Origin of the sequence: Aquiflexum sp., assembly GCF_041751335.1 — a bacterium.
Classification (GTDB): domain Bacteria; phylum Bacteroidota; class Bacteroidia; order Cytophagales; family Cyclobacteriaceae; genus Aquiflexum.
Genome location: NZ_JBGSXS010000217.1, coordinates 1 through 25,456, shown reverse-complemented (window position 1 = coordinate 25,456; position 25,456 = coordinate 1). Strand labels below are relative to the sequence as shown.

The following is a 25,456-nucleotide window of genomic DNA, read 5'->3' as shown; positions in this document are numbered from 1 at the left end:
ATCCTTATCACCTCGACGGCAGGTCTTTTCCGCCGTGGCGGAAGAGGTCTTTTTACCCAAGTCGGGAAACAGATTTCTCTCTTCGTTCAAAATGACAAGGCGAGGCATAAGACACGATTGAACCAAAACCCTTATTCAATTATAGATTATGCAAAGCATTCCAAATTTTCCCTAACTTACCTCTCAAAACCCAAACCATGAACAAAAGAACCTTTTTCAAAAACACCTATGTCCTGATTGGGGCAGCAATGGTTTCACCTTGGATTTACTGTTCACCCAAAAAACCTGAAATGATGGTAGCAGATCACTTACTGAACTGGGCGGAGAATTTTCAATTCAATACCTACAATGTCCACTATCCCAAAACAATTACTGAAGTACAGGACCTTGTTAGAAAAAGCAAGTCCCTTCGCGTATTGGGTTCAAGGCATTCTTTTAATAGGATTGCGGATTCTAAAGAGATGTTGCTTTCTTTTGACCATTTGAACAAAGTCATTTTACTGGATAGGGAAAAAATGAAAGTGACCGTGGAAGGCGGAATCAAATACGGAGAACTTTGTACTTATCTGCATGACAATGGTTTTGCGTTGCATAATCTGGCTTCTTTGCCACATATTTCTGTTGCAGGGACGATTGCTACGGCTACTCATGGGTCAGGGTTGGAAAATGGTAACCTGTCCACAGGAGTTGCTGCCATAGAATTTGTTAATGCAAGTGGAGACTTGGTCAGTTTGGGAAAAGATGATGAGGAATTCTTTGGTGCGGTAGTTGGTTTGGGTGCATTGGGTCCGGTGACCAAAGTGACATTGGATTTGCAACCTGCTTTTGAGGTGGCACAGGTGGTTTATTTGGATATGCCCATAGAATCCCTCAAAGACAATTTCCGAGAAATAATGGGTTCGGGATATAGTGTGAGTTTGTTTTTGGATTGGGCAAGTGATAAGGTCAATGAAGTTTGGGTGAAAAAAAGAGTAAAACCAGGTGAAGTACCTGAATTTCCTGAAGAATTTTTTGGGGCCAAAAAAGCAAGTGTCAATATGCATCCTGTCCCTTCAATGGATGCAGAGAGTTGTTCGGAGCAGTTGGGAATAGCAGGACCATGGTATGACAGGCTTCCCCATTTCAAAATGGAGTTTCAACCCAGTGCAGGCAAAGAATTGCAATCCGAATATTTTGTACCCTTGGAGAACGGATATGAAGCCATGATGGCAGTCAGGGAAATGTCGGAACAAATTCAGCCACATTTATTCATTTCCGAAATCAGGACCATCCAAGCAGATGAACTTTGGATGAGTACTGCCTATCGAAGAGATTCAGTTTCTATCCATACTACTTGGAAACAAGAAATTCCGAAGGTGATGGCTTTGCTTCCTCAAATGGAAGCAAAGTTGGATAAGTTTAAACCAAGACCACATTGGGCAAAACTTTTCACCATTCCTTACGAAACTTTAAACCATCGATATTCTAAGATTGAAGATTTTAAAACCTTATTGTCAAAGCATGATCCTGAAGGAAAATTCAGAAATGAATATCTGAATAAAAATATCTTTGGAGGATAAAGAAAAAAAGTAATTATTTTGTGCGGGGATAAAACAATTTTGGTAAATTAAACCACCGTTTCATTTTCAATTATATTCGTTTTGGAAACAACTCCCATAATATGATTTATCCGGAGTGCTTTTAAATCTTAGTAATTTGATCATGATTGAGATTTGATTAATCCATTAAGCGGATATCTTTCTTTTTTTGAGAGATATCTTTTGGGTTCGGTACTTTGAATTTTTAGCTCGTTCAGAATTCAAAGGTTTGAAATTGTCAGGATTGATTTACAGTTTTTTTAATGAAGCATTCTATGGTTAAATTTTATATCAAGCAAATTCAAGTTATCACAACGCTTGTTTTAATTTTATTTTCACTTCATTCACAGGCGCAATTGATGCCGATGGAGATTATTCATTACGGTGGTTCACCAAATGAAGTGACCAACATGGTGATTGTGGGAGATGGATACACAGCATCAGAACAGGATAAATTTATCAGCGATGCTAAAAATGCAACTGCAGGAATGTTGGGACAATTGCCTTGGAGAAATTACAGAGAAGGGATCAATGTATATGCTATTAAAGTAGTCTCAAATGTATCCGGGGCAGCAATGAATCCCAATAACCTGATTGACAACTATTTTGGCAGCTCTTATTGGTCTCATAATATTGAGCGATTATTGGTAGCTTGGCGTTCAAGTAAGGTTTTTTCAGTATTATTTTCCAATACCCCTTTCTTTGATATCGGTGTGATCGTGGTCAACGATACCAAATATGGTGGTGCAGGTGGAACCTTCGCTGTTTTTTCCACACATGCCTCAGCCACTGAAATCATGATCCATGAGTTGGGACATTCTTTTGGTGATTTGGCAGATGAATATTGGGCAGGGCCTCAATTTGCCCGGGAAAGACATAATATGACCCAAGACACCAATCCGGAAACGATCAAATGGAGGGATTTCTTGAATAGGAGCGGGATTGGAATTTATCCCCATGCAGAATCACCCACTTGGCACAGGCCGCATCAGAATTGTAAAATGAGGTTTCTTGGTAGAAATTTTTGTACCGTTTGTAGCCATCAATTGGAAAACAGATTGGAATTTCTTTCCACCCCAGAAGCACCTGCAAGACCTACAGCCTTGTTTGGTGCAAATAATTTGGAAATCAAGCCTGCAGAAAAAGTTAAATTTTTTGATTTGTCAACACACAATCCTACTTCATGGGAATGGACTTTTGAAGGGGGGATACCGGAAGTAAGTAATGAAAAAAACCCTGAGGTTCTTTACCGAACCCAAGGAAAATATAAAGTTACCCTGAAAGCAGGCAATGATTCTGGCGATAATGAATTTTTCCGCAATGAATATATCTATGTAACAGCACCATCTCCGGATCGTACGCGACCTGTTTTACTTACAAAAAATGTGAAGATAGCGCTTGACAAAAACGGTGAGGCTACTATTTGCGCGGAAGATGTAGATGATGGAACCTATGATGATGTGGAACTCGTGAAAATCAGTATTTCAAAAGAAAAATTCACCTGTGAGGATATAGGCAATAATAATATAATCTTTAAAGCGATCGATTCCAGCGGAAACGAAGCTCAAAAGGTGGTGATAGTAACTGTAGATGATAAAATCAAACCCACCATCAAAGCCAAAGATGTGGAAATCTATTTGGATTCGGATGGCGTAGGTTATTTGCATCCGAAAGATGTGGATGACGGATCTTTTGATAATTGTGAGATCAGTAAAATGACATTGTCCAAAACTGAATTTGGGATTGGGGATGAGGGTGAAAACAAAGTAATATTTACAATAAAAGATTCCTGTACCAATTCAGCTTCCGTAGAGATAACAGTGACTGTGAACATCATCCTCTCAGCAGACAACGGTGAATTTTCAGAAAGACTCAAAGTTTATCCAAATCCAGCGAATGAAATTATATATATAGAATACTTAAAATTCATTGAGCCTCAATTGGAATCAATTGAAATCATGGATATCAATGGTAAAATATTGAATGATATTAGGGCTTTCGAAAGAAATGGAAATATGATACCCATAGAAGTAAAAGGACTCCAATCAGGACAGTATTTTATAAGATTAAATGCCCAAAAATCTGTGAAAATTTTGAGGTTTAGTATTATCAGGTAGTTCTTAAAAAGTCATTTGCTAGAAGACGGAAGACCGATGACGGAAGTAGACTGAAATTTATAATTTGACGAATTAGGTGTTGGGTTTCCACAAATACAAGTTTCATATTGGATAATCATTTTCTTTAGAGGTTTCAATAATGCCTTACATGATGGATTAATGTTTATGAAAAATATTTCAAGAATTATACTTACAGTTCTCATTCTGATTTCCTTGGCAGCTTGCAAAGCTTCTAAGGAACAAGTGACTGAAGAAAATGACGCAGCAATAGTGTTGGTTCAAAATACTCCTGAAATCCTTATGGTCAGCTTTTCGATGGATTCCAGAGATTCCATTAAATTGATCAATTCAATGAAAAACCCGGGAAGATTGAGAGGGGAGTTTGATTCAAAATCAGAACCGTACGAGGGGGATTTGATTATTTCATTTTTGAATGAGGCAAATGTGGTATGTTCAAAAACCATCGTGGAAAATCCAATGATCAGAAAAGTGGAATATTCAGAAACCGATGATATCTCTACGCTTACGGCCAAAACCATAGAACTTGACAGTGCGCAGTTTTTTATCAGGATCCAATATGAAGAATGCTTCAAACATTTGAAAATTGAAAAAATCATCGATGAAAGGGTGGTAGGTTTAAAATTAATCAGGTTTTTTGATCAAGGGCAATGAATCTTTAGGTAAAAAAAAGTCATAATTTATTTATAGACATGCAACAAGAAGACAATAACCTTTCTCATTTTATGGTGTCAAGATGAGCAGGCTCAAAAAAGAAAGCGCTGTCCATAAACGCAATGGACAGCACTTTATTTTACTTTAAACTCATAATTCTCAGCGGAACGAAATTTTCCACAGAAAATATACCTTTAGGATAAAGCGAATTTGATGGGAAGTTTCATTCTGGTATTTACGGGTTGTCCTTTTTGTTTTCCTGGGATCCAATCCGGAAACAATTCAACAACTCTTTTTGCTTCCTTATCGCAGCCTGCGCCTATTCCTTTTAAGACTTCGACATCCCTGACACTTCCATTGGCATCAATGACAAAGGCAACAAAAACTGTACCTTCTATCCCTAGGCTTCGTGCCTGCTCAGGGTATTTTAGGTTTTTAACCAGAAATTCTGTCAATCCCGGTATTCCATCTTGAAATTCCGGTGCTTCTTCTACCAGATCAAATACGGTTTCTGTCCTCATGTTCGTTTCACTTTGTTCGGGAATAGAACCGGTTGTTTCATCTGAAATAGGGATATCCGTTGTTTTTGGGAAGTCATTTTCTGCTGGTTTCTCACAAGCGAAGACGAATAATGTCAATGCTATGACTGGGACAGCAATCAAAAATCTGGCTTTTTGAATTGGGTAAGAATCGGCTTTTTTCATCATCATAATTCTTTTTTTGGTTTGAAATTGATTAAAGGTGTTTAGGAGATTTTCGGACCTTCCCTTGTATAGGAGGTTCAGCAAGAGCATGGCATATTCTCGAGGCGAGTATTGTCGGATTACTGACCTGTCAACTTGGAATTCATGGATTTCCCTTAAACTGGCTTCCAGCATAGAATTTATCGGGTGAAACCAGAAAACAGTTTTAAAAATTTGGAGGAAAATCAAGTCCAGGCTGTGCATCCTTTTGACATGCCCCGATTCATGGAGAATAATTAATTGTTGGTCTTTGTTTTCCTCTTGGTATTCAGGAAGAAGTATCAATCCGAAAAAAGATGAAGGATCAAACTCGTGATTAACCAATATTTTCTGATTGTCAATAGTATAAATTGAAGCTCCCCTTATTTGAATAAATACCTTTATCAGACTCTTTACAAATCTGATAAGGCCAATTATAAATCCTATGGCATATGCAGCAAACAGGATATTAAATATTCCTATGGATTGGAATTGAATGTTTTGCGAACCGAGAATAAATTCAGGTAAATAATAAGTCAGCATTTCACCCGATATGCCGAAGGATTGATCGATAAACTTAAAGGACATTAAGGGGATGCTCAGTGACAGCAACATTGATAGCAAAAGGTAAATCCGGTTCCAACCAAAAAATGTAAGCTGCCTTAAAAAAGCCCAATATATTCCAAAGAGAAGTGCCAAAATGAGACTCCCTTCAAACAGGAAATTCAATACATCCTTCATTTTTTTTCCGGGTCTAGGTTGTCATCAATAAGCTTTTGAAGTTCTTCAATCTCCTTGTCAGAGATACCTTTTTCTTTTATCATAAAAGACAACACATTGGCGGCTGAGCCATCAAAGAAGTTGTGAATCAAATCATTCAAACTTTTTTTGCGGTAATCTGTCTGTGATATAATCGGATAATATTCATGGATATTACCATAAGTTCGGTGATTCAGATATCCCTTTTTCTCCAGTAATTTAATGCTGGATGCCAATGTGGTATAGGGTGGCTTGGGTTCCGGAAGGAGGTTAAGTACATCTCTAACGAGTGCTTTATCAAGCTCCCAAAAGATGCACATCAATTCTTCTTCGTTTTTAGACAATTTTTCCATGAGGCTAATATATATCTAATAAATTAATTTAACTACTAAAATATCGTAAATCTACTAAAATTTCGTTTATTCTAAAATTACTTTTTATTTAAGCTTCCTAAAATCGGTAATTTCAACCAAAAAGAGGTGGTTGGTAAAAAGCATACATCTTCCAATTTTCCTTTCCTGTGACGAGTCATGGATATATTGTATAAACTTCGATAAGCCGCAGGGCATCTAAGGTCGCGCTTAGTCTCGTGTCTCGGCTCTCGCTTCTAGTTTCTCAAACCCAACATCGGTCATCGGACATCGGTCTTTTTGAATTGAAAAGGACATTACAGGTAAAATTGATTAACCACAATTTCAAGGTCTAATAACAAAATCATCAGGGGTATACATCATGTTTTTGATTGACATAAGTCATATTTTCTATTTTTTTCAGGTTGTAAATTCGTAAATTAATTCAACGACAAAGACTTATGAACCAAAACCCCAAACTTACCTCTATGCAGACTTCTGCCCTTGTGGCTATGCGTTTGCTAATTGGATGGCACTTTCTGTATGAAGGCGTCATCAAATTGTACAGCCCTTCGTGGTCTGCAAAAGGATATTTATTAAGTGCGACTTATATGCAGTCTTTTTTTCAATGGCTGGCAAGTGAATCAATGATTTCTGTGGTGGACACCCTGAATATTGCTGCGCTGATACTTGTGGGGATTGGGCTGATTGTTGGTTTCAAAACCAAGTGGGTAAGTGTCATCGGCATTTGCCTACTGTTGCTTTATTATTTTGCCCATCCTCCTTTTCCAGGATATGCACAAGGACCAAGTGAAGGTAGCTATTGGCTAGTCAATAAAAACCTGATAGAGGCTGCTGCTTTGTTGGTTATTTTCCTTTTCCCCACAGAATATGCATTTGGGATTGGAAGACTTTTTATGAAGAAAAAAATGGAACCTGCTCATCAACTAAACTGAAAAACCATGAAGACGGACAAAAATTTATTTAAAGGCTTATCCAGAAGAGAGTGGATCAAAATTCTTGGAGGCATTCCGATTTTTGGCGCAGTTTGGACTGCAGGTTATCGTTTTACCGAAACTGCAAAAACCGAACGTAATCTGCTTTTGGAAACCTTGAACATCAAGGCTTCTCCACCACCTGCTTCAGGACCTATGAGCGGTGAACCACTTAGGGTTGGCCTAATTGGTTTTGGGATAAGGGGAGAGCAATTGATGCGGTCTTTGGGTTTTGCTACCACCGATTGGTTGGAACAAATGGCCAAATCAAGTGCTGAAAACCCGAATGATAAAAGATTGGCGGATTTTAAAGGGCAGGAAAATCTCAATGTTAAACTGGCTGGAATCTGTGATATTTTTGATGTACGGGCAGAAAAAGCGATTGCCTCTTTCAATCAAGAAGGAAATGTTTGTAAACGCTACCGCACCCATAGCGATATGATTAATAGTGGCGAAATAGATGCGATCATCATTGCAACACCCGATCATTGGCATGCACCAATGGCCATGGAAGCTATAGAGGCTGGACTGCATGTGTACATCGAAAAACCAATGACCCATACCATACAAGAGACCTATGACCTCAGAGAATCTTGTAGAAGAAATCCAGATGTAGTTATGGCTGTCGGCCACCAACATCGTCAAACACAAAGCTTCTTAACTGCACAAGATGCCATTGCAAAAATGACTTTAGGGCACATTTCATTAGTCACCACAACTACCAATAGAAACGATGACAACGGTGCCTGGCAGTATGACATCCATCCGGATGCTTCTCCCAATACGATTGATTGGGAAGCTTTCTTGGGAAATGCTCCCCAAATACCTTTCAATGCCGAACATTTTTTCCGTTGGAGAAAATGGTGGGCTTATGGTTCAGGTCTATCTGGTGATTTGCTGACCCATGATTACGATAGGATCAATTGTGTTCTGAAAATGGGAATTCCTAAGTACATCACTGCATCAGGAGGAGTTTATACCCACAGAGATGGTAGAAATGTGCCTGATGTGATGCAGATCAATATGGATTTTCCTGATTTCAGTACAGGTTCCAGTCAGGAAGCTGGCAAGGAAAAAGGAATGACTTTGGTCTATAGTGCTACTTTGGGCAATCAGTTTGATAGGGGAACACTTTTGATGGGTCATGATGCCACCATGGAGTTGGGCAATATGTTGACCATTCATGCCGACCCGAGGTCTACTAAATATGCAGATTTGATCAAAGAAAAACGAATAGACCCCATGGTGCCGATCTACCAATATGATCCCAGTGCCAATGGTGTGGATGCAGTGACTTCTGCAACTGCAAAATATTTTGCCAACAAAGGATTGCTTTGGACTTACAGAGATGGTAAAAGAGTTGATTCGACATTCCTGCATATCAGGGAATGGTTGAGTTGTGTCCGAAATGGTGGTAATCCAAGCTGTGGAATAACAGAAGGATTTGAGGAGGCCATCACTGCCCATATGGGAGGGCTTTCCTATAAATTGGGACGCAGGATAGAATGGGATGCAGGAAGTGAGAGAATTATTTCACTTCCCGGTGAAGATTTGGATGCCATATTACTGGACAACGGAGCGGGATATTTGATGCAGAAGGCTTGATTAATAAATTATCCCCTTTGGGTACCCTTGCGTCCTTTGCGGTTAAAGAATAAAAACCGCAAAGGGTGCAAGGGTTTTAGTAGTATAAGAAAAGAAAACCGCAGATTTCACGGATTGAAACTGATTGAAGTAAATTCTTAACTGCAGATTTCACGAATTTGTACAGGTTGATTTTATTTTTGAGAAAGCAATTTTCAATCTGTGAAAATGCGGACGTATCTGTGATCAATAAATTCTTGATTAAAAGACTTCTATCGTTACCTTCGGGCACCTTTTCGTCCGTTGCGTCTCAAAATTGTATACCCCAAAAGATTTATACTGTAGGCCCCACCCTCTCCAACAAGGCTTTAGTGGCTTTGATGCCTTCTACTTCCGGTAGGTTACTTCCTTCGTATTCGATCCCTATGTGTCCTGTATATCCTGCATCTTTTACGATTTTCAGGATTTTGACATAATTGGTTTCTACGCAATCACCGTTTTCATCAAAATCATATGTCTTGGCACTGACACCTTTTGCATAGGGCATCATTTCAGCAGTTCCGATATATCGGTCATATTCTTCTATACATTCACCGCCCCATTCTGAGTCTTCAGAACGCTTGATACAGAAATTTGCAAAATCAGGTAGGGTCCCACAATTATCCATTTCAGTACTTTTAATGACATTGGCCAACCATTTACCATTGGAGGAGTAACCGCCGTGATTTTCCACAATCACATTGATATCAAAAGGTTTGGCAAATTCACTAAGGGTCCTTAATCCATCGATAGCAGCAGCGCCGACTTCTTCGGCAGTACCTCTACCAAACGCATTGACCCGGATAGAATGGCAACCTAAAAACTTGGCAGCTTCCACCCACTTTTTATGGTCATCCACGGACTTCATTCTTGCGGTGGCATCCAGGTCACCCAAGAATCCTTCCCCATCCACCATGATGAGTACGCTTTTCACGCCATTATCTTCACAGCGCTGTTTCATCTGACCGAGATAGTCCATGTCCTTTCCTTTGTCTTTGAAAAAGGCATTGACATACTCTACGGCATCAACGCCAAATTCATTTTTGGAATAGGCTGCAAAATCCAAGTTGTCCAATTCGCCAGCAAAAAGGGCCTTGTTCAATGACCATTGGGCCAGCGAGATTTTAAAAAACATTTCTTTGGTGGCTTCTTCCATGGTGGTTTGTGTTTGAGGACCTCCGCAGGATTCAAGGATTAATGGGCTGAAAGTCGTGCCCAATCCCAAAAGGCCAAGGTTTCTAAGAAAGATTCTTCTGTGTTGAGGGTTGTTCATATATTTCTGTTTGGTAAAGGTTGGTATTCACCTCAAATCTTGGTATTGGATTTCAAATTAGCAAGTCATTCGTGTAAGAGTTTGGAAAGACGGGAATCAGACATTAATTGAGCTTATCATAATTCGAAAATCCCATTAATAAAAAATCTCGGCCAACTTGTTTAATAATTTATAAATTCATTCAATATTTCCAGTCCCAGATTGATCTTGGAAACGGAATATCATTTCAAACCTACTTTATCCACATTCTATTGTGCTTACCATTAGAAAGTCTCTTAATCCCACAACCTATATATTCTCAGGTTTACTCTTGATTTTCATGAGTTTTTTCGTAGGGTCAATACATGGACAACAGACCAATAAAGGCGAAATATCAGGTAAGGTTACAGACAAGCAATCATCCATAGTTTTACCTTTTGCCACTATTGCCATCTTCAATGAAGGAGGGGATTTGGTGGAAGGAGGAATCACTGATGCTGATGGACTTTTTACTTTTAAAGTTCCTTATGGATTATATTATGCCATGATAGAATTTATGGGATATGAGGCATTCAAAACCGATATTTTTATTCTTAGCAGAGAAAATTCGGATTTCAATTTGGGAGTTGTGGGTTTGGAATCGGGCTTGAGCAACTTGGATGAAGTAATTGTTGAGGGGGAGAAGCCCTTTATGGAACTGGCTCTGGACAAAAGGATTTTCAATGTAGCAGAAGACTTGGCCAATGCCGGTCGCACCACATCGGATATATTAATGAACTTACCATCCGTCACTGTGGATACTCAGGGTAATGTGCGATTGAGGGGGTCTGACAATGTTAGGATCTTGGTTGACGGTAAACCTTCAGGCCTGGTAAGCTTTAAAGGAGGTAGGGGCCTGCAACAATTGCCCGCAAGTATGGTGGAACGCATAGAGATCATCACAAATCCATCTGCAAGGTATGAGGCAGAGGGTATGGCTGGGGTCATCAACATTATCTTAAAAAAAGAAACCAATTCTGGTTTTAATGGGTCTTTTGAGGTTATTGCAGGGACACCCACCAATCTTGGTTTGGCTGCCAATCTCAATTACAGGCACAAAAAAATCAATTGGTTTATCAACTATGGAATCGCCAAAAGGATAGTGCCACGGAGAGGTACTTTGTACCAGGAAGCATTTGGGGGTGATACCACTTTTATATCCGACCAATCCACTGAAGGGACAGTCAATTCAATCGACAACAATATCAGGGCGGGGCTGGATTATTTTTTTAACGAAAACAGCATTTTGACAGCTTCATACTCTTTGAGAAGAAGTGATGCCCGCAGGATTACTGATATCCGGTATAATGACTATATCTTCAACATGGGCAACATGCAGAGTTATTCATTGCGAAGACAGGACGAAACCGAAAAAGAACCGAACTCAGAATATTTGATTACCTACAAAAGAAATTTTGATACCAAAGGGCATGACCTAACCACTGTCCTTACCTATTTGGATTATTGGGAAAATTCCGATCAGTTGTTTACAGAATCCACCTTTTCTCCTGGGGGAGTTTTGGATCCATCACGCTCTTTGGTACAAACTTCCATCAATGATGAATTTGAAAAGCAGTACCTCATCCAAATGGATTATACCAAACCAATCGGTGGTGAAGGGAAATTCGAAACAGGAATTCGAAGCAGTTTCAGGAATATGGAAAATGACTTCATAGTAGAGGAACAAAATGAACAGGGTGTTTTTGAACCAATGCCGGGATTGGACAACATATTTCTTTATAGAGAAAATATCCATGCATTATATGGCATTCTGGGAAATAAAACAAAAAAACTCAGCTATCAGGGAGGCTTAAGAACGGAGTGGACGGATATCAAGACAACTCTGGTCAAGACCAATGAGGAAAACCCACGAAATTATGTCAACCTATTTCCAAGTGCACACCTTACTTACAATTTCACCGAAGAAAATGGACTGCAACTCAGTTATAGTAAAAGGGTGAGGCGACCGTTTTACAATGACCTGAGTCCATTTGTTACATTTTCAGATGCCAGGAATTTCTTCAGCGGCAATCCTGATCTGGAACCAGAATTTACTGATGCTTTTGAATTGGGGCATATCAAGTATTTTGAAAGGGGGACATTGTTTTCCACTGTGTTCTACAGGAATACTGTGGATAAAATAGAAAGAATCAGGACGGTCGACAATTTAGGAAATGCCACCACATTGCCCCAGAACCTGAACGGGGAACAATCATTTGGGCTGGAGTTCACCACGGATTATGCCATATTCCCATGGTGGAAGGCAGATGTGAATCTAAACTTCTTTTATGCCAATATTGATGGAAGTAATGTTCAGACCGATTTCATTGCCACCACCTATTCATGGAACGCGAGGCAGAATTCCCGATTTACATTTGGAAATGGGATAATTGCACAGGTAAGGTCAAATTATCAGGCGAGGCAACAAATTGCCCAAGGAATCCGAAAAGGCATATTCTTTATGGATTTATCCGCAAGTAAAGATATACTCAAAAAGAGAGGGACACTGGTATTGAACATCGCAGATATCTTCAACTCAAGATGGGACCGGTATATCCTGGAAGGGCAAGGATTTATTACCTATGGTGATTTTCAAAATGTCCGAAGACAGATCAATTTGAGTTTGAATTATAGGATTAGGCAGTGAAATTCAAATTTGCCCACCTAGTTATTAAGATTCTGAATTCTAGGTCTTTGAAAAAATTGTGATCTCTACTTTCGAAAGCCATCAATAGGAATGTGGCTTTAGCCCATTCTGAAAAAAATGCAAAATGAAAATAGGCTTTAGCCAAAAATGATTTTTAGGGTTTCAAGCAATAGATCTAATTTGGCTAAAGCCCTGAGAGAATCAGGGTTTTATCAAACGTCCAGCTAAAGCAGGACGCAATTCATAAAAGTCAATTAAGCAGGGTTCGATCCCAAGAATGAGATATAACTCATTATTAAGTGCAGTTAATTTAGTTTTTAACAAAATGATTCTGATTCAATTTTTAGATATACTGTTTTCATTTAAAGAAGAAAAAGAAAAACAGAGCTACATCGGAGATTTGTAGGTTTTCATAATGTCCTATTGTTTTTCTGCTTCCATCCAACACCCTGCCATCCTCAACAAAACCTATTGTTTTTCTTGATTCATCCAGGATGCGGCCATCTTCTATAAACCCAATTGTTTTTCTTGTAGCGCCCATCACCCTCCTTTCTTCCAGAAATCCAATTGTCTTTCTGCTGCCATCCATTATCCTATTGTTGTCAATATAACCAATGGTTAACCTCGACCCATTCAGTACCCTGCCATTTTCAATATATCCGACCGTACCCCTAGTGCTATCCATTAACCTTTGGGAATAGGCAAATATGGATAGCATGAACAGGAGAAATAGGATTATTGGCTTTTTCATCAATTTTAGAATCAGTTAAAACATTTGGATCAAGCCATTAATCATCCAATAAACTAAACACCATCTGCCTGAATTTCCAGCCTGTTTGGTCACCGGAAGTTTGGCTTGTTTGTTTCATCAGGATGCCGATGATTTTTTCCTGTGGATCAGCAAAATATTGTGTGTTGAAATAGCCTCCCCAATCAAAGGTCCCTTCACTGCCCATTCCTCCTCCTTCTACACCTTTCTCAGTAACCACACCGAAGGCCAATCCATAATGCGAAGCACCGCTCCTTAGGTCGCCTACTTGGTTTTGCATGATGGTTTCTATGGTTTTGCGGCTTAGGATTCTGACTCCATTGAGCTCACCCCCATTCAGATACATCTGCAAAAAAGTAGCATAGTCCTTTGCTGTACTTGACAGGCCAGCCCCTCCTGAAAAGAACCTTTTGGCACCGGTAATGGGATATTGTGGGTCGTAGAAGGTGACCGGGAAATTCTCCCATTTGCCATCAACTTTACGCTGAACTTTGACCAACCTGTCGGCCTTGGTATCAGGTAGGTAAAACCAGGTATCATTCATTCCCAATGGATCAAAAAGTCTTGTTCTCAAAAACTGGTCAAAGGGCACTCCTGAGACGATTTCTATTAGATAGCCCAACACATCCAATCCTTCTGAGTAGGTATATTTTTCTCCCGGGTTATGGTGTAGGGGCAAGGCTGCCAGTTTCTTTATATTGTCTCCGATGCTGATGTTTTCGGTGGTATAGAGGTCAATGATTCCAGCTTTGTGGTATATCCTCTTCATGCGTTCATCCCCATCAATCATCCCATAGCCCAAACCTGAAGTATGAGTCAACAAATGTCGGATCGTAATTTCTTTATTGGCGGATACTGATGTAAATGTAGTGTCCTCGTACCGGAAATTTTGGAGTACTTGGGGATTTTTGAATTCAGGTATAAATTTGGAAATCGGATCGTCCAATCGGAATTTGCCTTCCTCCCATAGCATCATGACCGCTGTGGAGGTGATGGCTTTAGTCTGGGAAGCGATTCTGAAAATAGCGTCCTTGCTCATGGCTTTGCCAGATGTGGCATCAGCGGAACCCTTGGCGGTATGGTAAATAATTTTCCCGTTTCTAGAAATTAAAGCCACTAAACAGGGGTTTTCGTCATTTTTCATCGATTCCTCCAACATGGCATCGAGTTTCTTTAACCTGTCATGAGAAATGCCCACGCTTTGAGGTGTGGCTTCGGTAAGGGGAGGGGATTTTTTTTGGGAAGGGGTTTGGGCGAATGATAGGTTGATAATTAAAAACAAGGATAAAGTAAAATAGGCTCGGTTCATTTTTATTCTGGGAGATGCGTTGACAATAATTTTCTTTCAAGAAAGCTAAAGAAAAATTTTGTCTTATTCATCTTAAAAGATCGGAATGTGGCTTTGGTGTTTAGTGAATGGGAGGTAATGTGAGTGAAGACACTCACATTGGCGGAGAAGCCTTTAAAATTTCTAATTTGGTGACATAATCGCTCTTTTTTTCACTTACCATGAATTCTAAAAAATAGGTATCTTCACCATCCCCTATGTTGACCTCTTTGGGATCATAGCCTAATTTTTGAAGCAACTCCTGCAAAAAAAACTTTATCTTTCTCGTCTTTGGGTTGAATGATTAAGTGGTTCATATTTTTTGATTTTTAACAAAGTCTTTTTATGAAGTTTAATATATGGAAAATTTACTGGTTTTGTTTCAGGCAGTGGGAAAAATTGTGAGTGACACTCACATATGCGGAGCGGGCTGATTTAGGGTAGGTGATCTGGTAATATTGTGAGATGGGACCCTCACAATGACGCAGTGGGAAACTTACAAGGGAGCAAAGATTCTGCATCATTCATAACAAATCAGATTGAGTTATTTTTTCAACCAAGCGACTTTCTGTTCTGATTGGTGGGGTTTTCCTATGATATCCCTGTACAGTTCAGGTCTCCTGGCCTTGATATATCGGCTTCCACCAGCGTCATCAAGTTTGGAAGGAAATAGTTTTGTAGTAACAAAGGAATCTTCAAAACTTCTGCATTCTGCCAAAATATCCCCAAATGGATCTATAATCATGGAGCAACCGTTTTTGAGCTGATCATCATCCATACCGATCGGGTTGGAAAATATAGCATAAACAGCATTGTCATAAGCACGGGATGGAAGCCATTTCATCAACCAATCTCTTCCTTTCATCCCATCAAATTCCAAACGTAGGGAAGTGGGATCCTGAATTCTGTTTTCCCAAAGTTTGGCATCAACAAAACCAGCCCCAGGTCTGCTGGAAGGGGTACACATGGTCACATGGGGCATAAAGATGATGTCAGCCCCAAGAAGTTTGGTGGCCCTGACATTCTCTATGATGTTGTTGTCATAACAAATCAAAATTCCACATTTCCATCCAAAAAGCTCAAAAACGCAATATTGATTACCGGGAAGAATATGTGGGTTGATGAATGGATGGAGCTTTCGGTATTTGGCTATCAGACCTTCCTTGCCGACACATACATATGCTTTAAAAATATTGTCTGTTCCATCTTTTTCAAACAGTCCAGCGAGAATAACGATATCATATTTCTTAGAGATTTCTATCAATCTATGTATGCTTTCTCCGTCCGGTATGGATTCAGAGATTTCCAGTAATTCTTCACGGGAAAGTTTTCTGGCAAATGAATAACCCGTAATCGAACATTCGTGAAATGCGATTACCTGAGATCCTTCTGCCGCAGCTTTTCCTGCCAACTTCTCTATCACCGAAAGATTGTAATTCTTATCCCCGCTTTTATTCTCAAACTGGGCGGTGGTAACTTTGATAGGTTCCATGGGGTTTATTTTTTTATCCAAGATATTCAATTGGAGGGAGTAAGAAAAGGAAGAATGAATTCAATGGTGAAAATCTTGTAAACCAAACTAATAATTCTTACTTTTCTTCTTAATAAAAAATGAAATCGCTATGATAAAAAAGGTTCTTATAGGTTTGGGGGTGATTGTTTTACTGATGGTTATGGTATTCGCGTATATGAATTATCGCAGCCGTACATTAAGCCCTCCTGGCAAAGCTGAGTTAGAGGTCAATGATCTAAAAGTGGAAATCAACTACAGTCGCCCATCTGTTAGGGATCGGGTGATTTTTGGCAATGAGGAAGATGGTTCCATTCAGCCTTATGGTAGCTATTGGCGATTGGGAGCAAACGAGTCCACGGAAATCACCTTCAACCAAGAGGTTATTTTTAACGGGATGCCTTTACCCGCCGGAACATATAGGCTATATGCCATACCGGATCCCAATACATTTCGCATTGGTGTAAGTTCAGAAATAGGAAAATGGGGGGCATGGGAACCGGATAGCAAGAATGATTTATTTACCACCGAAGTACCGGTCACCCGCCTTGATACACCTGTAGAGCAATTAACTGCTCGCATTGAAGAAGGTCCTGCTGATGGTGTCACGGTGTATTTTGAATGGAGTGATGTTCAGTTGGCAATTCCGATAGCAGTTAAGCCGGAAATGTAATGGAGGGGTCTTCGATTTAGTTGAGGCTAGGATGTGAGTGGAGACACTCACATCGGCTAAGAGAATAGGTCTTTGATTTAGGAGTGGAGAGGCTCACATCGGCGACGAGACACTCACGTTAAATCAATTGAAGCAGGGCACGTTTCCGGTGCATTGAAGTCAAAATATTTTTGGAAACATATTCTTGAAGTACTAAATCAAATAATTATTTAAAGTTGAAATGGGGAAGTTCCCGTATAAGTATCATTGGACGTAGGGATTCTTGAAGAAAACCTGCAATGTCCCTTCCACAAAATTTAAATATGTTGGATCAGCTAACTTTAAGTTGATTTTATTTTAAAGCCATGAAAAATCAGAAACCCAAGAGTGCCGCAAAAGACTTTCCTGTCATTTGCGTAGGCGGTTCGGCAGGAGGTCTTGATGCTTATACCCGTTTGTTGCAGAATATGCCTGCGGATATAGGTGTTGCTATCGTCATCGTTAATCATTTGAGAACTGTAGCTACCTTGCTCCACGAGATTCTACCACGATATACAAATATGCCCGTGGAACTAATCACAGAAAGACTTGATGTTCAGCCCGACCATGTATATATAATTCCGGAGCAGCGGGATTTGCATGTACAGGATGATGAGTTCCGCCTAAAGCCGATATCAAAACCCAGGGGATGGCCCGATGTGATTACGGTTTTTCTAAAATCCCTTACGCAGCATTGGGACGGCAAACTTATAGCTGTCATTGTCTCAGGCTATGATGGTGATGGGGCAGATGCGCTCTGCGGGATTAAGGAGGTTGGGGGCATCACCATCGCACAGCAGCCCGACTCTGCTGCTAATCCTGATATGCCAGAGAGTGCCATAGCAAGCGGTTGCATAGATTTTATTCTATCTCCTGAGGATATAGCCAAAGAAATTGTTCGAATTGCGGATGCAGATAAAGGGGAGGGTTGATACTTAATTTTAAGCTATCACACTTTGAAGGTGAAATAAGTTTTTGTGAAAGGGCGGTATGTGGGTGGAGACACCCACATTGGCGGAAATTGAAAGAAAAAGTTTATATTCGTTTTATGACTGATATTGATATTTATATAAAATTGACAACCCTACCTGATGAAATGAAAAAAGAGGTGGACGATTTTGTTGACTTCCTTAAATTAAAGTCTATATCCAAGGGAAAGGTAAAAAAGCAACGAAAATCGGGACTAGCTAAGGGACTTATTCAGATGAAGGAAGGATTTGATGAGCCTTTGGAAGATTTTAAAGATTATATGTAATTCAATTTTGGATTTTCACCACTTCCTGATTTCTCCAATTTTCCCAAAGATTTTATTTTTTGACCTCCCATAAGTCTTATTCTATAAAGTTAGAACTTTTAGGCAGCAGGTAACATCGGTTTCAGTTTGCAAATACTATTTTCAGGGTTTTCCCCATTTTTGAATTCCTGCCATTTCCATGAAATAAAAAAAACCTGCTACCAGAGCAACAGGCTTTTATGCAAGCTGATAATAATCCAAACTACCGCTTCATAACACTTTTCACGTTCACGAATTCTTTCAAACCGAATCCACCGTGTTCCCGGCCATAGCCCGAATCTTTTACACCTCCAAAGGGCATGGAAGGTTCGGCCAAACCGAAGGAATTGATAAACACCATTCCGGTGTCAAAGTGTTTTTCAGCCATTTCGATGGCGGCTTCTTCATCTTTCGAAAAAATTCCTCCTCCCAGTCCAAAGCGGCTATCGTTGGCAATGCGCATGGCATCTTGGTTGTCTTTAGCTTTGATCAATGAAGCTACTGGGCCAAAAAATTCATCCTCATATGCAGGCTGTCCGGGCTTCACATTTTCCAAAACAGTGGCGGGATAGAAAAATCCTTCCCCATTGGGGATTTCCCCACCGCAAGCTATCTTGGCGCCCTTCTCGACGCTTTTTACAACTTGATCGTGTAGATCATCGCGAAGGTCTTTACGTGCCACGGGCCCTAATTCGGTGCTTTCGTCATTGGGGTCTCCCATTTTTACCTCGCTCATTGCCTTTACGAATTTATCCCGGAACTCATCGTAGATCTTCTCGACTACGATAAACCGTTTGGCCGCAATGCATGTTTCGCCGTTATTGTATATACGGCCCATCACACAAGCTTTTACGGCTACTTCAATATCTGCATCTTCAAAAACTAAATACGCATCATTACTCCCCAATTCCAATACTGATTTTTTCAATGCAGCGGTGGCTTTCTGTCCAATGTTTCTTCCTGCATCGGGACTTCCGGTGAGGGTCACTCCCCGCACCAGTTTATTTTTGATCACCTCATCGGACTGATCGTGGCTGATCACCAAGGTGGTAAACAAGCCTTCCGGTAAACCAGCTTTTCGATAAATACGCTCCAGCAGTTTACCCGAACCAGTTACGTTAGAGGCGTGCTTTAATAGAACTCCGTTACCTGCCATGAGGCTCGCTACGGAATAGCGAACCACTTGATAACTCGGATAATTCCAAGGCTGAATACCATACACCACACCGATGGGAGCATAAGATACGCGACCTTTGTTACCGTTGAGCAGTTCCCGCTCCTCGGTTTTCAATTCCTTCGGTCCGATCTCTGCCGTGTATTGGCAAATGGCAATACACAAGTCCACCTCTTGCCTGCTTTGCACTAGAGTCTTTCCCATCTCATCGGTCATCAGTTGCGCCAACTCTTCTTTGGCATTAACCAGTTCTTTGCCGATGGTTTTGATCATGTCGGCCCGATCTTTAGGAGAGACTTCCTTCCATTGCATGAAGGCTTCATGGCATTTTGAAATGGCCACTTTTACCTCTTTACCGCTCATATATTCGTAATGTTCGAGACTCTTACCCGTTGTGGGATTGATGGTCTCTACGGTTTTCTTTGTTCCTACTTCACTCATTATGTTTATGATTTTAGGGTTCTTTCTAATTAGCTTTGTTCTGTTGGCATGAGGTACACATCGTTGATGTTTACTCTGTCGGGCTGGTTTAAGGCATAGAAAATGGAATTTGCGATATCCTCAGCCTCGAGTTTGGTCATCTCCTTCATTCCTTTCAGTTTCTCTTTGATGTCATCGTCGGTGATGGTTTCAAATAGACTTGTGTCCACTGCGCCGGGCTCTATGGAGGTCACGTTTATCCCATACTTGGGTGCCAACTCTTTTCTAAATCCTTCAGAAAACATTTTTACACCTGCCTTGGTCGCGCAATAAACTGCCCCTCCGGGAAAGTAATTGTGTGCTGCCGAAGATGAAATATTGATAATATGTCCGCTTTTATTTTTACACATCGTGGGCAGTACTGCTGCCACCCCATTGAGCACGCCTTTGATGTTGACATCTACCATTTTCTCCCACTCATCGGTCTTTAGTTTTTCGACATAAGAGAGAGGCATCAGTCCCGCATTATTGATCAGTACATCTATGGATCCGTATTTATCCAAGGTTTGAGTAACGGCTTTTTCAAGATCAGCGGGTTTGGTCACATCCGTTATCACAACCAATGCCTTTCCGCCATTTTTCTCAATTTTTTCTTTTAATTGATTGAGTTCATCCTCACTTCGGGCACACAATACAACAGATGCACCCTCTTTGGCCAGTTTCATCGCCGTTGCTTTTCCTATTCCACTGGATGCTCCTGTTATGATTACTACTTTGTTTTTTAAGTCCATCTTATATTTTTTTTGGTTTACAAAATTTGCTTTACGCATTTTTGTAAACCTATTTATACCTACGGCAATAAGCATTATAGATTATTGGTAGATATTTATATCAATCTTGGTACTTCCCAAATCTGAAGGAGACCCGCTTTGGCCGATCTACTCAAAAAAATTTCATTAAATTGGATCTTATCCTGTTGAAAAAATAAACCTAAAACCCCAAATGCCCTACCTACTCCTCCTTACCCTTCTCCTCAACCTTTCCCCAATACCTGAACCTGCAAAAGCACAAGAAACCCATATCCGCATCAACCAAATCGGCTACTTTCCCGAGGACAGCAAGGTTGCGGTGGTTTTCAGCAAAGCAGCGGTCAGGGAGAATTTCCTGTTGGTTGATGTGGAAACAGGAGAAACCGTATTGGATATCAAATCCGTCAAATTGAAAAAAGATGCCTGGGGAGGATTTTTGTATTGGGAGGTGGATTTTACAGGATTCAGGGATGAGGGACAGTATGTTCTGAAAGGAAAAAAATCAGGAGTTACTTCCACTCCTTTTTTGATTTCAACCAATGCCTATACAGGCTATCAGGAACAATTGTTGGAATTTATGCGGCAGCAGCGCTGTGGTTATAATCCTACTTTGGACATGGTCTGCCATCAGAAGGATGGGAGGGCGTTTTTTGGTCCTATGCCGGACAGTACTTTTGTGGATCTGAGTGGTGGTTGGCACGATGCCGGAGATCAGTTGAAGTATTTGATCACTTCCAGTTATGCCACGGCCCATATGTTGATGGCCTATGAGATGTACCCGGATAGGTTTGAAGATAAGGTCAATGCCTTGGGTCAGCCCGGTGCAAACGGAATCCCGGATATTCTGGATGAGGCCAAATGGGGATTGGACTGGATCCACAAAATGCACCCAGCACCCGATCAGCTTTTTCATCAGGTAGCCGATGATCGGGACCATAGAGGTTTTAAGATTCCCAATCAGGATAATGCGGATTATGGCTGGGGCGAAAACTCCTACAGGGTAGGTTATTTTGCCACAGGTAAGCCACAGGGATTGAGCAAGTATCAGAGCGAAGCAACCGGTGTCGCCAATCTAGCAGGAAGAAGTGCCGCTGCCATGGCTTTAGCATCAAGGATTTGGGAAAGAGATTTGAGAGATCCTGTTTTTGCACAAAAGTGTAAAAGGGCCGCCATCTCATTGTATCAATTGGGAAGGAAGAAAGAAGGTTTTCAGCAAGGCAATTCCTATGGGGCACCTTATCGCTATAATGAGGAGACATGGGCGGATGATATGGAATGGGGTGCCGCAGAACTTTACAAACTCACCAAGGAAATCAAATATATGGAGCAAGCTAAATCCTATGCCCTGCAAAGCAATACCGTCGACAGTTGGACTGTCAGGGACTCCGCTTCACATTATCAGTTGTATCCCTTTATCAATATAGGGCATTTTTCACTGCATGAGGTGGTGGATGAAGATTTCAAAAAGACTTTGGTGGGTTATTATAAAGATGGAATTGAATATACCATGAAGCGGGCACAGAAAAACCCTTTTCATATCGGGGTACCCTTTATCTGGTGCAGCAATAACTTATTGACTAGCTTGGTCACACAGGTGATCCTGTATGAAAAAATGTCCGGGGACAAGCAATTTGAACCATTTCTCGCATCCCAAAGGGATTGGTTATTTGGAAAAAATCCATGGGGTAGTTCCATGTTTACCGGAATTCCCGACGGAGGTGAATTTCCGGTGGAAGTGCATACCGCACCTTATGTATTGTTGGGGATGGACGTTCCCGGTGGATTGGTGGATGGTCCGGTTTATACTTCCATCTACAATAACCTGCTAGGCCTTACATTGTTGAAACCCGACAAGTTTGCCGCATTCCAAAACGAGCGTGTGGTATACCACGATGATGTAGGCGACTACAGCACCAACGAACCCACCATGGATGGCACCGCCGGGGCGATATTGATGATGGTGCATTTTAGTAGGGAGTAGGGGGCTTTTTCCCCAAGGATCCATCTAAGTTCTGAAAGAGTGAATTAGGACCGTCACCCTGTAGGAAGGGCCTCACGAGGTTCAGGAAAGGGTTTTGGAATCGGATTTATCTTTTTGTACTCTGTGTCCTCTGTGGAAATACTTATTCCTCGCAAGAGATTCTTCACTTCGCATCTGGGTTATTGGTGAATTAAAGGTTTGTGTAGCTTTGTTCTGAATGACGAAACAAAAAAAAGCTGGCCTGAAATTTCAGGCCAGCTTTGTTAGTAAAAAACCAAACAAATTCTTTATTCAACTTTGACTTCGAAGTAGTATTCCTGGCCGTTTGGATAGACACCCAAAATCACCAATTCTTCGCCTTTATTTTCATTCAGGATTTGGGATAGGTCGTTTGCACCTGTGATACGGTATCTTCCTTCAGTACCGATCACTGAGGTGATGATAAATCCTACCTTAGCACCGGACTTTTTCCACTCTTCATTGGCAATGTCAATGATACTGGCACCTCCGTTCAGTTTGAGCCTTGTTTTGATATCAGGTTTGATATCTTCAAATGTCACTCCTCCAAAAGTCATTCTTACTGGAAGTTCTTTTCTGATGACCTTTGTATCACCTGATATATTTTTCAAAGTGGCCGTTGCGGTAAATTCTTTCCCTTTTCTAAGGTATTTGACATCCACCTTATCTCCAGGACGTTTTCTGGCCACCATCTCTTGTAGCTGGGCTACATTGTAAGTTTCAGAACCGTCAACTCCGATAATTATATCACCCTTTGTAAGGCCTGCTTCTTGTCCACCGCTTCCTTCGTTAACATCGACTACGTAAACACCTCTGGCTACATCAAGTTTTTCACCAAGAGCCTCTTCCAATTCAGCACTGACATCTCTGATCTGCACACCCAATAAGCCTCTTTGTACGGTACCGAATTCTAATAAGTCATCCATTACTTTTTTCACAATGGAACTTGGTACTGCAAATGCATAGCCATTAAATGTACCGGTTCTTGAAGCAATTGCGGTGTTGATACCGATCAGTTCTCCGGCTAAATTAACCAAAGCGCCACCTGAGTTTCCCGGATTGACCACTGCATCAGTCTGAAGGAATGATTCAATTTGAAGGTTGTTTTCCAAATCTCTGAGGATACCTATATTCCGTGCTTTGGCACTGATGATACCTGCGGTCACAGTTGAAGTTAGGTCAAATGGATTACCTACAGCCAAAACCCATTCACCTACTTTGGTTTTGTCAGAATCCCCAAACCTTACAAAAGGCAAGTCAGTAGCTTCAATTTTAAGCAATGCAAGGTCAGTAGTTGGGTCAGTACCGACCACCCTTGCGGTGTATCGGGTATTGTCTTCCAATGATATATCTATACGTGTTGAATTTTCAATCACGTGGTTGTTGGTCACGATAAAGCCATCAGCGGAAATGATCACACCCGAGCCGGAACTTCTTCCCTCCCTTGGGGTCTGTCCTCTTTCAGGCGCTCTGAATCCAAAGAATTCTTCAAACGGATCAGCACCTCTTTGTCCCTGAGTGACTGTCACGCTACTTCTGACATGGACTACAGCAGGGGTAACCATTTGTGCGGATGCCACAAAATTGATTCCATCAGGAATGATAAATTTTTCGTCCGAAAGCCAATTGACTAAACTGGTGTCTTGCTTGTCGGCGAAATTGGTTGCGGAATTTTGCTTCGAAAGGTAGCTTGCCCCTGCAAGTGCCACTACGCCTCCAATCAATGAAGCAAGGATGATTCCAAGGAAAAACTGCTTTTTATTCATTTTTTTCTGTGATTAAGTTTTGTCTATTGATACACGTAATTTAGATAGTACCGTTATCAAAAACCAAGCTTATTTTCCTATTTGGCAGAATGATTTAACAACGTTTAACAGGAAAGTGCTTAAGTAGTAAGTATCTGTGATGATAACAAAAAAAAAGAAAGTGGGTTTCCCCACTTGCCTTTATTTTACTTCAATTTTTGATTTATTTACTTTTTTCTCTTCTTTGGGAAGATTGACTTTCAGCAATCCGTCCTCGTAAGCGGCTACGATGCCGTCTTCTTTGACATTGTCCGGCAGATAAAAAGACCTGCTGAAAGATCCATAATGGGTTTCGAGAGAATGATAGTTTTTGCCTTCTTTCTTTTCTTCCATTTTTCTTTCTCCGGAAATGGTCAGTCTGCCATCGTTTACCTCTAGGTTGAAGTCCGACTTTTTCATTCCCGGTACGGAAACTTGGATCTCGTAGTGTTTGTCATCTTCTGCAATATCCACGGCGGGGGTAAATTGTTTGACGTTTTGACCGATGGAATCATTGAAGAACCTGTCCAACATATTGCTGAATGATGTCGGATAATTGGGTTCAAGCTGGTTATATTTTACAAGTTTCATAGTGGTATTTGGTTTGTGTTTTTTGAAGAATGTTTTCAAGCTCAATTTCAATAAATAATGTACCACTCTTCAAATCAGGACATTATGGCTTAATTTGACTATAATCCCTTCTTAACTCAGTCAAGTTGACAGAAAATTGGTATTTACGCCATTGGTAACCTCAATATTTTTAAAAAACATTCAGAAAAGCAATGGCATTGGGTTTCTCGTCATCCTGAGTCCTCAACATTTTATAAATGTTCAGAATAGGTAATGACATCAGGTTAAACCAATCCGGCCTCGGCAAGCTCGGCCACCGGGCCTGTCGTGTGGAGAGGTGGGGGTTGGGGAAAGCGGCACCGCCGCTTTTCCCAACC

The 25,456-nt window shown here is 40.7% G+C and carries 21 protein-coding genes; 10 read left to right on the top strand and 11 right to left on the bottom strand.

What is annotated here, in order from left to right; translation table 11 throughout:
* Window positions 1–197: 197 nt before the first annotated feature.
* From ACEW8U_RS11610 to ACEW8U_RS11600, 3 genes are all read left to right on the top strand, one after another.
* Window positions 198–1,559: a D-arabinono-1,4-lactone oxidase gene (locus ACEW8U_RS11610; protein ID WP_373522207.1), complete on the top strand. Its 1,362-nt coding sequence runs from the start codon at window positions 198–200 to the stop codon at window positions 1,557–1,559.
* A gap of 293 nt (window positions 1,560–1,852) precedes the next feature.
* The gene (locus ACEW8U_RS11605) at window positions 1,853–3,694 is read left to right on the top strand and encodes a M64 family metallopeptidase (RefSeq protein WP_373522206.1); all 1,842 of its coding nucleotides are present in this window, start codon (window positions 1,853–1,855) and stop codon (window positions 3,692–3,694) included.
* A 165-nt stretch (window positions 3,695–3,859) separates the two neighbouring features.
* Window positions 3,860–4,366, top strand: a complete 507-nt coding sequence (locus tag ACEW8U_RS11600) for a hypothetical protein (RefSeq protein WP_373522205.1) — start codon at window positions 3,860–3,862, stop codon at window positions 4,364–4,366.
* A 194-nt stretch (window positions 4,367–4,560) separates the two neighbouring features.
* Here ACEW8U_RS11600 and ACEW8U_RS11595 read toward each other — a convergent pair whose 3' ends face one another.
* Complete coding sequence (locus ACEW8U_RS11595) at window positions 4,561–5,829, bottom strand: TonB family protein (RefSeq protein ID WP_373522204.1); 1,269 nt, start codon at window positions 5,827–5,829, stop codon at window positions 4,561–4,563.
* Window positions 5,826–6,200, bottom strand: a complete 375-nt coding sequence (locus ACEW8U_RS11590) for a BlaI/MecI/CopY family transcriptional regulator (protein WP_373522203.1) — start codon at window positions 6,198–6,200, stop codon at window positions 5,826–5,828. Before ACEW8U_RS11590 ends, ACEW8U_RS11595 begins: the two co-directional genes overlap by 4 nt.
* Before the next feature lie 458 nt (window positions 6,201–6,658).
* On the opposite strand from ACEW8U_RS11590, the gene ACEW8U_RS11585 reads away from it, so the two are divergent.
* Together ACEW8U_RS11585 and ACEW8U_RS11580 are read left to right on the top strand one after the other, a co-directional pair.
* Window positions 6,659–7,153: a DoxX family membrane protein gene (locus tag ACEW8U_RS11585; RefSeq protein WP_373522202.1), complete on the top strand. Its 495-nt coding sequence runs from the start codon at window positions 6,659–6,661 to the stop codon at window positions 7,151–7,153.
* A 6-nt stretch (window positions 7,154–7,159) separates the two neighbouring features.
* A complete protein-coding gene (locus ACEW8U_RS11580) occupies window positions 7,160–8,797 on the top strand; it encodes a Gfo/Idh/MocA family protein (RefSeq protein ID WP_373522201.1) in 1,638 nt (545 codons plus the stop codon).
* Window positions 8,798–9,110: 313 nt separating this feature from the next.
* On the opposite strand, the gene ACEW8U_RS11575 is transcribed toward ACEW8U_RS11580, so the two are convergent.
* Window positions 9,111–10,088: a sugar phosphate isomerase/epimerase family protein gene (locus ACEW8U_RS11575; protein ID WP_373522200.1), complete on the bottom strand. Its 978-nt coding sequence runs from the start codon at window positions 10,086–10,088 to the stop codon at window positions 9,111–9,113.
* Between the two features lie 319 nt (window positions 10,089–10,407).
* Here ACEW8U_RS11575 and ACEW8U_RS11570 point away from each other — a divergent pair, with 319 nt between their 5' ends.
* Window positions 10,408–12,753: a TonB-dependent receptor domain-containing protein gene (locus ACEW8U_RS11570; RefSeq protein WP_373522199.1), complete on the top strand. Its 2,346-nt coding sequence runs from the start codon at window positions 10,408–10,410 to the stop codon at window positions 12,751–12,753.
* A gap of 358 nt (window positions 12,754–13,111) precedes the next feature.
* On the opposite strand, the gene ACEW8U_RS11565 is transcribed toward ACEW8U_RS11570, so the two are convergent.
* The 3 genes from ACEW8U_RS11565 to ACEW8U_RS11555 form a co-directional block, all read right to left on the bottom strand.
* A complete protein-coding gene (locus tag ACEW8U_RS11565) occupies window positions 13,112–13,504 on the bottom strand; it encodes a 5-fold beta-flower protein (protein WP_373522198.1) in 393 nt (130 codons plus the stop codon).
* A 37-nt stretch (window positions 13,505–13,541) separates the two neighbouring features.
* Window positions 13,542–14,831 (bottom strand): serine hydrolase domain-containing protein, encoded by a 1,290-nt coding sequence (locus tag ACEW8U_RS11560; protein ID WP_373522197.1) that lies wholly within the window; start codon window positions 14,829–14,831, stop codon window positions 13,542–13,544.
* Between the two features lie 562 nt (window positions 14,832–15,393).
* Entirely contained in the window at window positions 15,394–16,341 is a 948-nt protein-coding gene (locus tag ACEW8U_RS11555) for a nitrilase family protein (protein ID WP_373522196.1), read from the bottom strand.
* 130 nt (window positions 16,342–16,471) lie between these two features.
* Between ACEW8U_RS11555 and ACEW8U_RS11550 the strand changes: the two genes are divergently transcribed.
* From ACEW8U_RS11550 to ACEW8U_RS11540, 3 genes are all read left to right on the top strand, one after another.
* A complete protein-coding gene (locus ACEW8U_RS11550) occupies window positions 16,472–17,032 on the top strand; it encodes a DUF2911 domain-containing protein (RefSeq protein WP_373522195.1) in 561 nt (186 codons plus the stop codon).
* Window positions 17,033–17,376: 344 nt separating this feature from the next.
* Entirely contained in the window at window positions 17,377–17,982 is a 606-nt protein-coding gene (locus ACEW8U_RS11545; RefSeq protein WP_373522194.1) for a chemotaxis protein CheB, read from the top strand.
* A gap of 89 nt (window positions 17,983–18,071) precedes the next feature.
* Window positions 18,072–18,305, top strand: coding sequence for a DUF2281 domain-containing protein (locus ACEW8U_RS11540; RefSeq protein ID WP_373522193.1), 234 nt, complete (start codon window positions 18,072–18,074; stop codon window positions 18,303–18,305).
* A 241-nt stretch (window positions 18,306–18,546) separates the two neighbouring features.
* On the opposite strand, the gene ACEW8U_RS11535 is transcribed toward ACEW8U_RS11540, so the two are convergent.
* Window positions 18,547–19,938 carry an NAD-dependent succinate-semialdehyde dehydrogenase gene (locus ACEW8U_RS11535; RefSeq protein WP_373522192.1) on the bottom strand — a complete coding sequence of 464 codons (1,392 nt, stop codon included), beginning with the start codon at window positions 19,936–19,938 and terminating at the stop codon, window positions 18,547–18,549.
* Between the two features lie 29 nt (window positions 19,939–19,967).
* The gene (locus ACEW8U_RS11530) at window positions 19,968–20,708 is read right to left on the bottom strand and encodes an SDR family oxidoreductase (RefSeq protein ID WP_373522191.1); all 741 of its coding nucleotides are present in this window, start codon (window positions 20,706–20,708) and stop codon (window positions 19,968–19,970) included.
* Between the two features lie 211 nt (window positions 20,709–20,919).
* Between ACEW8U_RS11530 and ACEW8U_RS11525 the strand changes: the two genes are divergently transcribed.
* A complete protein-coding gene (locus ACEW8U_RS11525) occupies window positions 20,920–22,707 on the top strand; it encodes a glycoside hydrolase family 9 protein (protein WP_373522190.1) in 1,788 nt (595 codons plus the stop codon).
* A 287-nt stretch (window positions 22,708–22,994) separates the two neighbouring features.
* Here ACEW8U_RS11525 and ACEW8U_RS11520 read toward each other — a convergent pair whose 3' ends face one another.
* The 3 genes from ACEW8U_RS11520 to ACEW8U_RS11510 form a co-directional block, all read right to left on the bottom strand.
* Complete coding sequence (locus ACEW8U_RS11520) at window positions 22,995–24,491, bottom strand: trypsin-like peptidase domain-containing protein (RefSeq protein WP_373522189.1); 1,497 nt, start codon at window positions 24,489–24,491, stop codon at window positions 22,995–22,997.
* Between the two features lie 180 nt (window positions 24,492–24,671).
* Window positions 24,672–25,100, bottom strand: coding sequence for an Hsp20/alpha crystallin family protein (locus tag ACEW8U_RS11515; RefSeq protein WP_373522188.1), 429 nt, complete (start codon window positions 25,098–25,100; stop codon window positions 24,672–24,674).
* Between the two features lie 169 nt (window positions 25,101–25,269).
* Window positions 25,270–25,456: hypothetical protein (locus ACEW8U_RS11510; protein WP_373522187.1), on the bottom strand; the 187-nt coding region annotated here is incomplete at its 5' end.